Genomic DNA, 14,897 nt, shown 5'->3' on the forward strand with positions numbered 1-14,897 from the left:
TACACTCCGTAACCACTTAATATGTAGACAATAAAATTGGATTTAGCATAAAACGGTAAAAGATTACCACTTTGGTAAACCCAAAGAAAGCGTAGCACGGTAAGCCAGGAGTTTTCGCAGACGAGACAAAAGCAGCCTCTCCCATCCTGTTATTTACGATGGGAGAAGCACGCTGGAGAATAAAACTACAGCGACGCGCCGCCGCAAATTACCAGCTCCTGTCCGGTAATGGCAGCGGCAGCCGGCGATAGCACAAAACCAGCCAGCGCAGCCACCTCTTCGGGATGGATATAGCGTCCGATAGGCGGCAGTTTCGGCGGCGAGCTGGCGCGGTCCGACTGCAGCAGCATCGGCGTGGCGGTGGCACCGGGAGCGATCACGTTGACCGTAATGCCCTGCGGAGCCAGTTCGGCGGCCCAGCTGCGCGCCATGCCCACCATCGCCGCCTTGGTGCTGACATACTGGCTGCGATTCGCCGCGCCGCGTGACGTGCGGCTACCGAGCAGCAGAATACGATCGCCGTGGCCCATCTGCGGCAGCAAGGTGTTGGCCATGATTTGCGCCACCTGCACGTGCAGATACCACAGCCGCGCCCCCTGCTCTTCCTCCAGCTCACCCAGCGGTGCAGCCAGCATCATGCCTGCCGCGTGCACCAGCGCATCGACTTTCGTCAGCGCCGCCAGCGCCTGCTTCAGCTGAGCAGCGTCAAACAGATCGACGCTGACGGAGGTAAACGCCGGATGAGCTTTCTCCACCGGCGTACGGCTAAAGCCGGTGACCTGCCAGCCCTGTGCCAGCAGCAGATCGGCAATCGCCGCGCCAATGCCGGAGCTGACACCGGTCACCAGCGCGTGGCGGCTCATGCTTCACCCCTCACCCAGCGTTCGTCGACGCGCACGTATTTGATGGCCTGACGGAAATAGGTGTAGGCAATGTGCAGCGCGCCGTCCGCGCTCTGTTTAATGCTGGGATAGGAGAATTCACGGTTCAGTTTCTGCTGTGAATTGTTGGTCATGCAGTAGCCGTCGCCCTCATCCAGATTGCGCTGCCACGGCCAGCTCACACCGCCATCGGCAGAGATGGCCAGCGTCATCGGCGCGCGTGGTGCGCCCCAGAACGCCGTACGTGCGCCGTGAACCACCGGCTGCGCCGCCACAGCCACCGCATCGTCATCCTCGTCTTCAATTTCGTCATACAGTGACAGGCGACGCTCGCTGGCATCGCGCGCACTCATGGCGTTAAACACCAGCGCCAGATGGCCGTTGTGCAGCGTGGTCACCTGAATCGATGAGTTATTATTTGGCAAGTCGGTCGCCTGCGGCGCGCTCCAGCTTTCACCGCCGTCGTCAGAACGGCTTTGGTAGATGAAATCGGCCCAGCGGCTGCGATACAGCGCCAGCAGGCTGCCATCCTGCAGCAGCGTAATGTTCATGTGCACGCAGCCGAGACTGTCCGGCACCGCCACATCGCGCCAGCTCTGGCCTTTGTCGCTGGAAATTTTCACCGCGCTGATATCATCGTTGCCCACCCATTTCACTCCCGGCTGGGTGCGACAATAGAACACCGGCAGCAGCCAGTTGCCGTTTGGCAGCACCACCAGCGGCTGGCGGATAAACGTGCCCGGCTGGTCGAGCAGCGTATCAATGGCGCTCCAGCTGCGCCCCAAATCGTGTGACTGGCGATAACGTACGATGGCCGTGTCCTGATTGCCGGACTTCTGCGCGGTCCACAACAGCCACAGCACGTTATCCGGATCGAGAAACAGCACCGGATTCTGCTCCGATCGCGTTGGATCGTCGGATAACTGTTGAGGATCGCTCCACTGCGCGCTGCCCTGCGCCAGCCGTGAGCACCACACTGAAATATCGGCGATGCCTTCCTGCGTGCCGCCAAACCATACGCACAGCAGATCACCGTTGGGTAACGGCAGCAGGTTGGCGGCGTGGTTCTGCGGACAGACCGAAGGCAGCATCGCCGTGAGCTGCTGCGCGTCCTGCGCGTGCGGATGAAGCGTACCGTTACGTTCGACGGTAATAGTTGAGTCGGTCATGTCAGGCTCCACTTTTTTGCATAGACGAGTCAGGTGCATTTTTGCGCTGCGGCTGGCGCGACGGGATCAGGCGGTCAATCAGCATGATCACCGCCGGCGTGACCAGCGCGACGTACATATTGTTGATGCCGAACGGATCGCCCAGCAGATACCACAGCGAGGTCATGACGCAGGCGCCAATCAGGCCGGCATTCGCACCGCGCGTGCTTTTGTAAAACGGCAGGTAAAAGGCGATGATCGCCACCACCGAAATCGACAGACGGATGGCGCGGGTAAAGAAAGATAGCTTCAGCACTTCCGGTACGAACAGCACGAAGATCAGCGGCAGGAAACCGATCAGCAGTGACAGCCAGCGCGTCATGCGAAATTCACGTTCCGGCGTCGGATTACGGTATGGCACATAAAAGTCTTTCACCACCAGCGAAGCGATGGCCAGCGCCACGGTGCTGACGCTGACAAAAATCGATGCCACCAGCGAGGTGGTGACAATCCCTGCCAGCCACGGGCTCATGTCCTGCAGGAACACCGGCAGCGCGTACAGGCTGTTGATCTCCGGATGCAGATATTTTGCCGCCACGCCAATCAGCGCAATGGCGATGGCAATCGGCATACAGAAGAAGAAGGCGACCCAGGTGGCGCGCTTCGCAGACGCCGCACTTTTGGTCGAGGCGATAGCCTGAATCACAAACTGGGTGCAGAAGATCGATCCGATGGTGCCAATCATCCAGGCAAAAATGGTGCTGGGCCCGACGTTACCGTCCCAGGTCCAGTAAAAGTGCGGCATCTCTTTGATCATCGGACTGACGCCGCCGGTCATGTGCAGCGCCACGCCGAGAATGACCAGAATACCGATATATTTCAGGCCGCTGTGCAGCAGCGTCACCCAGGCGATGCCTTTCATGCCGCCGAACATAAAATAGAAGGTGCTGACCAGCGCGGTGATCACCGCCGCCGTGGTGAGGTCAAGGTTCAGCACCGTAGAGATCGCCGCCGCACCGCTGACATAGTTGCCGACGTTCACCAGCAGCAGCGCGTAGATCATGATGATAGAAATAATATTTTTGGTGGAGTTGCCATAGCGCTCGGCAATCGCGCCGGAAATGGTAATTTTGCCGGTGTTGTAGATGCGTTTGACCAGCAGAATACCAAACAGCGGAAAGCCGATAGCGGCACCGATCACCGACCAGGACGCGGCAAAGCCATCCTCAAAAGCCGCCTGCGCCGTACCGATGGTTGACTTGGCACCAATGTATTCAGACATCAGCATCACGCCGACCACAAACGCTGGCATCACGTTTGAACCCGCCATAAAGTCGCCGCTGTTTTTACTGCGCAACCGCCAGGTCAGCCAGGTAGTGAACAGGATGTAGGCAATGACAATCCCGACAATAATCACCATCCCTTCTGCAGAGAACTGTTTCATGTTCGCCTCATTGATAACGTAGGGTCGTAGTGCGTGCCGGGCTTCACACGCACCGTTAATGAGGCGGCCATGATTATTGTTGTTGCGTCGCTGCGCTGGCTACCCCGCACCGTGCAAAATGATTTACTTCACTCAAAAATGAATAAATTTACGCACAGGCAGGGCAATTTATAGATTAACTGGCGTTTAATTAGTTTGATCATGCTCACAAACAGTCAAATGTGATTAATAATAATCAAATTTAACTGTGCGAGATAACGAGGCAGACTGCGTACCTGGCCACGGCCACCGCGCCGGGCAGCCGCGAACGTCAGGCGAGACTGTCGTTTTCCAGTTTCTGCCGTTTGCGCAGATGAGGGAACAGCGCCATCCACAGCGCCACGACCACCAGGGTGCCGACACCACCAATCGCGGCTGCAGGCACCGCACCGAACCATGCGGCCAACAGGCCGGATTCGAACTCCCCCAGCTGGTTAGAGGTATTAATAAAGATGGCGTTGACCGCATTGACGCGCCCGCGCATCTCATCCGGCGTGTCCAGCTGCACCAGCGCGCCGCGAATCACCATGCTCACCATATCGAAGCCGCCGAGTGCCGCCAGCGCCAGCAGCGAGAGCCACAGCTGCGTCGATAGCGCAAATACCAGCGTAGCCAGACCAAAACCGGCTACCGAGCCAAACATGATCATGCCCACGTGCTTTTCCAGCTTGTGACGGCTGAGCCACACCCCGACCAGCAGCGCCCCGACCGACGGGGCACCGCGCAGCATGCCCAGCCCCCACGGACCGGTATGCAGAATATCCTGGGCGAAGATCGGCAGCAGCGCCGTGGCGCCGCCCAGCAGCACGGCAAACAGATCGAGCGAGATCACCCCAAGCACATCTTTGCGCTCGCGGATGAAGCGGACACCGGCAAACATGGTGCTGAGGCTGGCCGGAATACGTGCCTGCGGCGGTCGTTCGTAGCGCAAACGGCTGACCAGCACAATCGACAGCAGATAGAACAGCGCCGAAACACCGTACACCACCTCCGGCCCGGCCACGTACAGTAAGCCGCCCAGCGTCGGACCGACAATCACCGCCGCCTGACCGCCCACCGAGCTGGCCGCCATGGCGCGCGCGAGGATGGGCGGCGGTACCAACGCTGGCAGCATTGAGGTGATTGCCGGCCACTCCAGCGCTTTGGCCAGCGAAATCAGGAATACCAGTCCCCAGATTTCAATCCGGCCCGCCCAGTGCAGCAGCGTCAGCGCCACCAGCCCGAGCAGCGCCAGCCACTCAATCAGCTGCCCCAGCAGCACGATGCGGCGACGGTCATACTGGTCCGCAAGGTGACCCGCCGGCAGCGCCAGCAATACCGAAGGTAAAAATTGCATCAGACCGATCATGCCCAGCGCCATAGCACTGTGGGTAAGCGCATAGATTTGCCAGCTGACGGCCACGGAGAACATCTGAAAACCAAACGATGAACAGGTACGCGCCAGCCAGAAGGCGACGAACGACCTGTGTCGCAGCAGCGAATCTTCCGCTGCGGTGACCGGTGAACCCATAGTTTTATCCCATCCTGAAGCAGAACCGGCCGGCGTCATGGCACCGGCCTGGTGAAAAGCCACCATCGGCTTTCCTTATGTTTTTCACGCCATAGAGTGCGATAACTGACCGGGGCAGGCAATGGCTGGATGTGCGCTGTAAAAACAGGTGTTTATCCGGATTGACAGTTAAACATGGCGTTCTGAATATTAGCAGACTGATTGTTTTACTTTGAAAATAGCCGAATCATTCCAGATAATTCAGTAAAGCGTTAATTAATGCCTGGCGAATCCTTTTTATCTCTTTATCAGAAACAGCTAAAAAAGGTGATCTTTGCCGGCGAATCGATCTATATTGCCCCCTGTGATAATCACAGCAGTCTTCCCGTCCTTATAATAATTAAGACGCTATCGTTCATTAATTTATTCATAGAGATAAATGGAAAACAATTCATACCATCCTTATGTCACTGAGCGTGTCTGTCGCTTCGACGGCACACCTATCGGCGCATGTTATTCAGCGTCCTTAATGCATTGCGTGCCGGAACGTGATGCATTACTTCATGAAGGCGAGATAATTACTCAACATTATCAGTCAGCGGATGCTGCGGGATTAATAATTATTCCACTGGCGGGAAATAGTGTGATGTCCTTTTTGCATGACGTGGATAATTATTCCAGCCTGCAACATGAGAATGTAAGGCTGGCGATCAACTATGCCACTTTACGTCAGGCAGGATCCGCCTTACGCGCTGTGGCGTCTCGTTTTTCCTTCTGGCTTTACGATCTCGCGCCGCCGGGAACCGAGTGGAAAAATATTACCGATTTTCCCTTCAGCGGTATTGTTCTGAGCGATGACTTCTTCCGCGAAAATTATCTCAAGTTCAGCTTTCCTTTTCTGCTCGCTTCGCTGCGGGAAACACAAGCAGAGGTAATATTACGTACGCCTCAGCTCCAATTACCGGCCGAAGATTACCTGCATTTACAGCTAAGCGGCTGGCAAACGCAGCGGAGCTGTCATCCGCTCTTCCCGGGGTAAACGTTTACACAAAATTCTGCGCGTCGGCGTTATCACCCGATTACGCCGGACAGGATGGCGCAATATCCTCATAAAATGTCGTGTCACTGCCTGATAAAAAGAGCAAAGCGCTAAAAAAATCAAACCTGTTAACGTTTTTAAGATAAAATTTAACGCAAAGGGATCATCCTGCTTAACGGAAAAGCACTGACAGAACACCTTAAGTCACTTCGTACTCTATGTCGGGATACAGCCTAATCGGTTGTTTCCTTTGATTTTATGGCAAAGAAAGAGGTCAATATTATGGGGAAAGCTTCCTCATCTTTTGGCGTAATTCGCTTCCTGACGGTGCTGTTTGCACTGCTGACGGGCGCATTTATGCTGATTGGCGGCGTTTGGTTAGCCGCCATTGGAGGTTCCTGGTACTACGTTATTGGCGGTGTGATTATGCTGATCACCGCTGTTCTGCTGTGGCGCCGTAGCGGTTCCGCACTGCTGCTGTATGCCCTGTTGCTGCTGGCAACTCTGGTATGGGGCGTATGGGAAGTCGGCTTCGACTTCTGGGCGCTGGCCCCACGTACCGACGTGCTGGTGATCTTCGGTATCTGGCTGATTCTGCCGTTTGTGTATCGCGGCCTGAATCATGCGGGTAAAGGTGCGCTGGGTGCGATGGCCGTTGCGCTGGTAGCCAGCGTACTGGTGCTGGCGTGGGCAGTATTCCACGATCCGCAGGAGCTGAATGGCAATCTGCCGGAAGCCGCTAACGTTCCGCAGGCCCAGCCGCTGAGTAACATCAACGATGCTGACTGGCCAGCCTATGCGCGTGACCAGCAGGGCACTCGCTTCTCGCCGCTGAAGCAGATCAACACCAGCAACGTGAAAGAGTTGCAGGTTGCCTGGCAGTTCCAGACCGGCGATCTCAAAACCGCCAACGATCCGGGTGAAATCACTGACGAAGTGACGCCGATTAAAATTCGCGACACGCTGTACCTTTGCTCGCCACACCAGATTCTGTTTGCGCTGGATGCGACGACCGGTAAGCAGAAGTGGAAATTCGATCCGGGCCTGAAGCCGAATCCTACCTTCCAGCACGTGACCTGCCGCGGTGTTTCATACCATGAAGTGCCTGCCGCTGCCGATGCCGCCAACAGCCAGCCTGCGCTGTGCTCACGCCGCATCTACCTGCCAGTGAACGACGGTCGTCTGTTCGCGCTGGATGCCGATACCGGTGCCCGTTGCCCATCCTTTGGCAACAACGGTGAGCTGGATCTGCAGCACAAGCAGCCGGTACAGACGCCAGGCCAGTATGAGCCTACATCACCGCCGGTTATCACTGACACCACCATCGTCATTGCTGGTGCGGTCACCGATAACTACTCTACCCGTGAGCCGTCTGGTGCCATTCGTGGCTTCGACGTCAACACCGGTAAACTGCTGTGGGTGTTCGACCCGGGCGCGAAAGATCCTAACGCGATTCCGGCCGATGAACACACCTTCACCATGAACTCGCCGAACTCGTGGGCGCCGGCGGTATACGATCCAAAACTGGATACTGTTTACCTGCCAATGGGCGTTTCCACCCCGGATATCTGGGGCGGTAACCGCACACCAGAGCAGGAGCGCTACGCGAGCAGCGTTCTGGCGCTGAACGCCACCACCGGTAAGCTGGTGTGGTCGTATCAGACCGTGCACCACGATCTGTGGGATATGGACCTGCCGTCACAGCCGACGCTGGCCGATATCACGGACAAAGATGGCAACACCGTACCGGTGATTTATGCCCCGGCGAAAACCGGTAACATCTTTGTGCTGGATCGTCGTACCGGTAAGCCGGTCGTGCCTGCACCGGAGACGCCGGTACCGCAGGGCGCGGCGAAAGGTGACCACGTGGCACCGACCCAGCCGTACTCCGAACTGACCTTCCGTCCGAAACAGAATCTGACGGACAAGGACATGTGGGGCGCGACGATGTATGACCAGCTGGTGTGCCGCGTGATCTTCAAGCGTCTGCGCTACGAAGGTCCGTTCACGCCGCCGTCTGAGCAGGGTACGCTGGTGTTCCCGGGCAACCTCGGTATGTTCGAGTGGGGCGGCATCGCGGTTGATCCACATCGTCAGATCGCGATTGCTAACCCAATGGCGCTGCCGTTTGTGTCTAAGCTGATTCCGCGCGGTCCGGGCAACCCGATTGAGCCACCGCAGGGCGCAGAAGGCGGTTCCGGTACCGAAACCGGCATTCAGCCGCAGTACGGTGTGCCGTTTGGCGTCGAGCTGAACCCGTTCCTGTCGCCGTTTGGTCTGCCGTGTAAACAGCCGGCCTGGGGTTACGTTTCAGCGATCGACCTGAAGACCAACGAAACCGTGTGGAAGAAACGTATCGGTACCGTTCGCGATAGCGCACCGGTTCCGCTGCCGTTCAAAATGGGTATGCCAATGCTGGGTGGCCCAATCACCACCGCCGGTAACGTGTTCTTCATCGGCGCGACCGCAGATAACTACCTGCGCGCGTTCGATACCAACACCGGTGAGATGCTGTGGCAGGCGCGTCTGCCAGCGGGTGGCCAGGCTACGCCGATGACCTATGAAGTGAATGGCAAACAGTACGTTGTCATCGCGGCCGGTGGTCACGGTTCGTTTGGTACCAAGCTGGGCGATTACGTGATTGCCTATGCGCTGCCAGATGCGAAGTAATTTTTCGCACTGAAGTAAAAAAGCGGGCAATGCCCGCTTTTTTTTCACGCCGGTCAGGCATTACGCTCGATCCTGCGGTTAAGCTTTACGCAGCACCCGCGCATTCAATAGCGCGCACAGCGCCATAATCACGCAGGTGGCGAGAAACACCGGTCGCATACCAAACGCGCCGCCGATAAAACCACCGAACAGTGGGCCGCTCACCTGGCCGACATACTGGGCTGAGGTCGCATAGCCCAGCATTTTCCCGACCTGCCGCTGCGGCACATTATGACGAATCAACGCCGTCACGCAGGGCATCAGGCCGCCCAGCGCCATCCCCATCAGGAAACGCAGCACCACCAGCTGCCACGCCGCGCTAATAAATGCCTGCGGAATCAGCAGCAGCGCGCAGACCAGCAGACCAAAAATCAGCACGCGCGCATGTCCGATGCGATCGGCCACCCGGCCAAGGCGCGGCGCGGAGAGAATGCTGCCCAGCGCGGCGGCCGCCATCACCAGCCCGGCCGTTACCGTCACCGCGTGATCGCCATGAACAAACTGCGCGATATACAGCGTGATAATCGGCTCAATCGACATATTGGCAAAAATCAGCAGCATGCCCGACAGCCACATCAGCCGCACCACTGGCCGGTTGATCGACGCCTCCGGCTCATCCCCCTCCCCGGCTGCGGCTTTCATCGTCGCACGTGGCGCTTCTTTCAGCAGAAAAGTGGTGGCGAGAAACGCGAGAAAAATCACTGCGCCGGTGAGCCAGAAAGTGTGGCGGATACCGATCAGCGGTGGCAGCACACCGCCCAGCAGCGGGCCGACCACGTTACCGGCCATGATGCCGGAGGACAGCACGCCCAGCGCCCAGCCGGTCTGCGCTTTCGGCGTTTGCGCCGCCACCAGAATAGTGGAACCCGACGCATAGCCGCCGAGCAGACCGGCCAGCAGGCGCAGCGCTACCAGCTGCCACGGCGCGGTGGCCATACCAATCAGCGACATGGCGACGGCCATTCCGAGGCTGGCGCGGATCAGCATCAGCTTGCGGCCATAGCGATCCGCCAGTTTGCCCCACAGCGGTGCCGTCAGCGCCGCGCTAAGAAAGGTGGCACCGTAGGCGGCGCCTGACCAGCGCGCAATCGCTGCCGGTTCCTGCACGCCCAGCTGCTGCACGTAGAGGGGCAGAAAGGGCAGCAGCAGGGTCATGGCGACGATAGTGCTGAACGAGCCCAGCACGCAAACCCACAAATTGCGCCGCCAGTGTTGCTGCTCAGGCGCTAACGTGATAGAAGAGTGCGACATAGTGATATCCCTGTTTTTGGCTTTTTAGCAGGCTATCAGCGGTAGCACACAGAAAACAGGGAGAAGCGGATATTTGCCAGCCAGCGCGCTATTGTTGCCAGAAAACAACAATCATGACGCACCCAGCGCGGTGATCAGCGCGTCGCAGAGTAAGGTGATCGGTGACGAGGGCTGCGGCTGCTCTTTCAGCAGCAGGTAACTGTGCAGGCGATCCATCTGCCATTCCGGCAGCACCTGCTGAATCTCGCCGCGCGCCAGCGCCTCCTGCGTCATATAAGCGGGCAGATACGCCACGCCGGTTCCGGCCAGTGCCGCATTAAGCAGCGCCATGCTGTTATTCGCGCGAAAGCGGCTGTGCACATCCAGCGCCAGGCGCTGCTTATCACGGCGAAACGGCAACGCCGCGGTGTGTGCCGGGCCGTGAAACAGCAGCAGATCGTGGCGCATCAGACGTTCAGGATGATCGATGGCCGGATGCGCGGCCAGATACGCTGGCGACGCATATAGTCCCCAGTCAATGCTGCTCAGCTCGCGGTAGTTCGCCACCTCCGGCGCACGCGCGCGGATTACAATCGCCACGTCCGCACTGGGCTGCGGATCGTCGCTGGTGGTCAGTTCGAGATCGACGTTGATGTGAATATGACGGCGGATAAAGGTGTTCAGCGTCGGCACCACGCACTGACAGCCGAAGGTGATCGGCGCCTGCAGCCGCACGTTGCCGGCAGGCTGCTGATGCACCTGCTGTACAAACGCGTCGGCGCGATGCATCTCTTCCAGCATGCGGGTGCAGAACGGATAGTAAGCCTGACCCAGCTCGGTCAGCGCCACTTTGCGCGTGGTGCGCTGCAGCAGTTTAATACCCAGCCGCACCTCCAGCCGGGCAATTTCGCGGCTGACGTGCGATTTTGATATCCCCAGCGTACGGGCCGCTTCGCTGAAGCTTTGCCGCTCAACGACGCGTGCAAACAGCATCATGGCGGTGAGATTATCGCTGTTGTCCATGTTCTCTGGCTGATTCGAAAGAGTGAGAACCGCAGCTTAAAAGCAAAAACGCGAATGCGCACCCGATTTCCCGTTACGCAGCGGCCACGGGAAATCGGGCGAGGAATGTCACACCGCCACCGCTAACGGAAACAGCAGGCGGTCCGGCTCGACGCGACGCTGACGCCGCAGCTGACCTGGCGTGACGCGGAAATAATTTTTAAAGGTGCGGGTGTAAGCCTGCTGGGTATCAAAGCCGTAGCTCATCGCTACCTGCAGAATCGCCTCATCACTGTTGATCAGCGTGAGCGCTGACTCAGTCAGCCGGCGCTGGCGAATGTATTCTGCCAGAGAAAAACCGGTGTGCTGACGGAACAGACGTTGCAGATGCCAGCGGGAATATCCCGAGCGGCGTGCTACTTCATCCAGATGCAGATCGTGCCCTAAATTTTTTTCAATCCACTCCAGCAAACTACGGATAAATTCGCGCTGATTCATGACTTCCTCCGGCGTCGGTAAAATGTCCAGTGACGTCACTGTAGCGCGTTAAATTTATCCCTTAATTAGCAGAAAATTAGCGCAGAATTAGCAAGCAAAAAAACGGCTTTCCCGACGAAACAGCGCACCAGGTTAATTCTGCGCTAATTATCGGGCGCTACACTGCGACAAGTTATTCAGGAGGGCATCATGCGTGTGCTGCTGGTAGAAGATGATGAAATGATCGGCGCCAACCTGCAGCAGGCGCTGGAGGCCGCCGGCTGGTCGGTGGACTGGGTGCGTGACGGCGTATTTGCCAGCAACGCCTGGCAGGAAGGCGGTTACACCTGCGTCCTGCTCGATCTCGGTTTACCGCGTGAAGATGGCATCAATGTGCTGCGCCGTGCGCGCACGCGCGGTGACATGACGCCGGTGCTGGTGCTGACCGCACGTGATACCGTGCAGCAGCGCATTCAGGGTCTGGACAGCGGCGCCGATGACTACTTACTCAAACCCTTTGATCTGCAAGAGGTTCTGGCGCGTATGCGAGCCATCACCCGACGCCGCCACGGTGCGGCGGACTCCCTGCTGGGCAACGGCGACGTGCAGCTCGATATGATGACGCGTGAAGTGCTGTACAAAGGCCAGCGCGAGCAGCTAACCGCACGTGAATACGCCCTGCTCTATGCGCTGCTGGAACGCCCAGGGGCGATCCTGTCGCGTGAGCAGTTAGAAAACCGCATCTACGGCTGGGGCGAAGAGGTCACCAGCAACGCCGTGGACGTGCTGATTCACGGCATGCGGCGCAAACTCGATAACGAAGTGATTCGCAACGTACGCGGTCTGGGCTGGCGGGTGCCAGCAATATGAGATCCTTTACGTTTATGCGGTCGCTGCGCAACAAACTGCTGGTCACGCTGGTGCTGCTGCATCTGGCGATGATCGGCGGCGTCACCTGGTATTTCTACCACTGCTATGGCGACATGATGGGCACCATGAAGGACGACCAGCTCGCTAAAATTGCCGATGCCTGGTCAAGCAGCCAGCGCATGCCGGCACTGATGCCGATGGTGATGCAGCAGGAGAAGCTGAAAAGTACCTATATCGTTCAGCTCTGGGACACCAATAATCACCTGCGCGCCAGTTCCTGGCCGGCGCTGCACGCGCCCCTGCAGAGCAAAAAAGGCTGGTCAGATTTAAAAGTTGGCGACTGCGGCGATGACTGTCAGTGGCGCGTTTACACCCGACCCGGCGAGCTGGGCAGCGAGATCGGCAATATTCAGGTGCTGCACAACGTCGGCTACATGAAGAGCCTGATGGTGAAACGCGTACTCTCCGCCATCATTCCGCTCATCCTGATGATGCCGCTGTCGCTGCTGGTGATTTGGCTGGTGGTACGGGCCATTACGCGCGATCTGCGCGTGGCGTCGCGCCAGATTGCGGCGCAGGAAACCCTGCATCCGCACAGCGTGTCGCCGGACGGTCTGCCGGACGAAGTGCTGCCGCTGGTCGATGCTTATAACTCGCTACTGGATAAACTACGCGCGGCCTGGTCGTCACAGCGCCAGTTCCTTGAGGATGCCGCGCATGAACTGCGCACGCCGGTCACCGCCGTCACGTTACAGCTGGAGAACCTGCGTCAGCACATCCTGCCGGGCGAAGCCAGCCGCCAGTTTGATCAGCTGGAAGCGGGCGTCACGCGCACGCGCCATCTGGTGACGCAGTTGCTGAATATCTCACGCCAGGAGGATCAGTCCGTGGTCGCCAGCGTCGAGACCATTGAGCTTGATGACCTGTTGAAGGAGAGCATTGAGCAGCTGATGGTGGTGGCGGACAAGCGCGGCATTGATATCGGCTTCAACGGCACGACGCACTATCGTCTGCACGCCAGCCGATCCGATCTGCGCAGCCTGTTCGATAACCTGATCGGCAACGCCATGCTGCACACGCCGGAGGGCAGCCTGGTGGATGTGCTGCTGCATCGCGTCGGTCATCATACGGTGGTGGATATTGTCGATAACGGTCCCGGCATGCCGGAGTCGTTTATTGAGCGCGCCTTCGATCGCTTTACCCGCTCGCCGGATGTCCAGGCGCAGGGCAGCGGCTTAGGATTATCGATCGTGCGCAGCGTGGCGCAGAAGCATCAGATGCAGGTGGCTCTGTCGAATTGCCTTAACCCGCAGGGTGAAGTGTGTGGCCTGCAGGTACGCGTAACCCTTCCCTGACGTCTTTCCTCCTCCGGCGCGATAATCCGCGCCGGCTATTTTCTTATCCTGCCAGTTCTCTGCGTATCCCGACAACGTAAACGGTTGCGGGGTTCCGTTCGTTACACGGCCTTTATGTGATCAAGTTCACATATTTACTGAATCGAAATGCAACACTTTTTGACAAACGTGATCAAAATCTATTTTCTATCGCTCTGTTACAGGCACATTACGCGGGCCTGAAAATCCGGCGCGTCAGACCGGCGACAACAGCACACTGCCCATCCCCTGGGATCGATTTCACCCGATCGCAGCATTTGCGCGGCGATCACGAGCAAGTGGTTAAAAAATAATGAAATTTAAAACGTTGATAGCAGGGGCCTTACTGGCCAGTAGCTGGACCGGCGCCGCACAGGCGGCGGAAAGCGATCCGCAGTACCTTTCTGACTGGTGGCATCAGAGCGTGAACGTGGTAGGCAGTTATCACACCCGCTTCGGACCCCAGTTCAACAATGATGTGTACCTCGAATACGAAGCCTTTACTAAAAAGGACTGGTTTGATTTCTACGGCTACCTTGACCTGACCAACTTCTTTGGCGTGGGTAACAGCAATGCCAACGGTATTTTTGACCACGGTTCGCCGATGTTCATGGAAATTGAGCCACGCTTCTCCATTGATAAGCTGACCGGCACCAGCCTGGCGTTTGGACCGTTTAAAGAGTGGTACTTCGCCAACAACTACATCTACGACATGGGTCGCAACAGCGACAGCCGTCAGAACACCTGGTACATGGGTCTGGGTACTGACATCGATACCCATAGCGATATCGGCCTGTCTCTGAACGTGTACGCGAAATACCAGTGGGAAAACTACGGTGCGGCGAACGAAAACAGCTGGGATGGTTATCGCTTCAAGGTGAAATACTTTGTGCCGATCACTGATCTGTGGGGCGGCAAGCTGAGCTACATCGGTTTCACCAACTTTGACTGGGGCTCCGATCTGCGTGACAAATCTGACCGCTCACGCACCAGCAACTCAATTGCCTCCAGCCACATTCTGTCGCTGAACTACGATCACTGGCATGTCTCTACCGTGGCGCGTTACTTCCACAACGGCGGCCAGTGGGCTGATGGCCAGGAGCTGAACTTCGGCAACGGTCCGTTTGAAGTGAAATCAACCGGCTGGGGTTACTACCTGGTGGTGGGTTACAACTTCTAAACCGCTTCCGGCGTGG

The 14,897-nt window shown here is 57.7% G+C and carries 12 protein-coding genes; 5 read left to right on the plus strand and 7 right to left on the minus strand.

What is annotated here, in order from left to right:
* Positions 1–185: 185 nt before the first annotated feature.
* The 4 genes from AC6I79_RS18025 to AC6I79_RS18040 all read right to left on the minus strand — a co-directional run bounded on the left by AC6I79_RS18025 (position 186) and on the right by AC6I79_RS18040 (position 5,022).
* A complete protein-coding gene (locus AC6I79_RS18025; protein ID WP_498027458.1) occupies positions 186–863 on the minus strand; it encodes an SDR family NAD(P)-dependent oxidoreductase in 678 nt (225 codons plus the stop codon).
* The gene (locus tag AC6I79_RS18030) at positions 860–2,050 is read right to left on the minus strand and encodes a sialidase family protein (protein WP_498027459.1); all 1,191 of its coding nucleotides are present in this window, start codon (positions 2,048–2,050) and stop codon (positions 860–862) included. Before AC6I79_RS18030 ends, AC6I79_RS18025 begins: the two co-directional genes overlap by 4 nt.
* 1 nt (position 2,051) lies before the next feature.
* A complete protein-coding gene (locus AC6I79_RS18035; RefSeq protein WP_498027460.1) occupies positions 2,052–3,473 on the minus strand; it encodes a sodium:solute symporter family protein in 1,422 nt (473 codons plus the stop codon).
* Between the two features lie 310 nt (positions 3,474–3,783).
* Positions 3,784–5,022 (minus strand): MFS transporter, encoded by a 1,239-nt coding sequence (locus tag AC6I79_RS18040; protein ID WP_031279748.1) that lies wholly within the window; start codon positions 5,020–5,022, stop codon positions 3,784–3,786.
* Between the two features lie 418 nt (positions 5,023–5,440).
* Between AC6I79_RS18040 and AC6I79_RS18045 the strand changes: the two genes are divergently transcribed.
* On the plus strand, positions 5,441–6,040 hold the full coding sequence (locus tag AC6I79_RS18045; RefSeq protein WP_058774908.1) for a hypothetical protein: 600 nt from the start codon (positions 5,441–5,443) through the stop codon (positions 6,038–6,040).
* 282 nt (positions 6,041–6,322) lie between these two features.
* Positions 6,323–8,710 (plus strand): glucose/quinate/shikimate family membrane-bound PQQ-dependent dehydrogenase, encoded by a 2,388-nt coding sequence (locus tag AC6I79_RS18050; RefSeq protein WP_058770114.1) that lies wholly within the window; start codon positions 6,323–6,325, stop codon positions 8,708–8,710.
* Between the two features lie 78 nt (positions 8,711–8,788).
* Here the strand turns inward: AC6I79_RS18050 and AC6I79_RS18055 are convergent, their stop codons facing one another.
* The 3 genes from AC6I79_RS18055 to AC6I79_RS18065 form a co-directional block, all read right to left on the minus strand.
* On the minus strand, positions 8,789–10,000 hold the full coding sequence (locus AC6I79_RS18055; protein WP_159377364.1) for an MFS transporter: 1,212 nt from the start codon (positions 9,998–10,000) through the stop codon (positions 8,789–8,791).
* Between the two features lie 111 nt (positions 10,001–10,111).
* On the minus strand, positions 10,112–11,002 hold the full coding sequence (locus AC6I79_RS18060) for a LysR family transcriptional regulator (RefSeq protein ID WP_159377365.1): 891 nt from the start codon (positions 11,000–11,002) through the stop codon (positions 10,112–10,114).
* 108 nt (positions 11,003–11,110) lie between these two features.
* The gene (locus AC6I79_RS18065; protein WP_021507794.1) at positions 11,111–11,479 is read right to left on the minus strand and encodes a helix-turn-helix domain-containing protein; all 369 of its coding nucleotides are present in this window, start codon (positions 11,477–11,479) and stop codon (positions 11,111–11,113) included.
* Positions 11,480–11,668: 189 nt separating this feature from the next.
* Between AC6I79_RS18065 and AC6I79_RS18070 the strand changes: the two genes are divergently transcribed.
* The 3 genes from AC6I79_RS18070 to AC6I79_RS18080 all read left to right on the plus strand — a co-directional run bounded on the left by AC6I79_RS18070 (position 11,669) and on the right by AC6I79_RS18080 (position 14,881).
* On the plus strand, positions 11,669–12,328 hold the full coding sequence (locus tag AC6I79_RS18070) for a response regulator (RefSeq protein ID WP_021507795.1): 660 nt from the start codon (positions 11,669–11,671) through the stop codon (positions 12,326–12,328).
* On the plus strand, positions 12,325–13,683 hold the full coding sequence (locus AC6I79_RS18075) for a sensor histidine kinase (RefSeq protein WP_159377366.1): 1,359 nt from the start codon (positions 12,325–12,327) through the stop codon (positions 13,681–13,683). Before AC6I79_RS18070 ends, AC6I79_RS18075 begins: the two co-directional genes overlap by 4 nt.
* A 331-nt stretch (positions 13,684–14,014) precedes the next feature.
* Entirely contained in the window at positions 14,015–14,881 is an 867-nt protein-coding gene (locus tag AC6I79_RS18080) for a nucleoside-specific channel-forming protein Tsx (protein ID WP_021507798.1), read from the plus strand.
* The last annotated feature ends 16 nt before the right edge of the window (positions 14,882–14,897 follow it).

The sequence above is a fragment of the gamma proteobacterium symbiont of Scutellera amethystina genome (assembly GCF_059730845.1).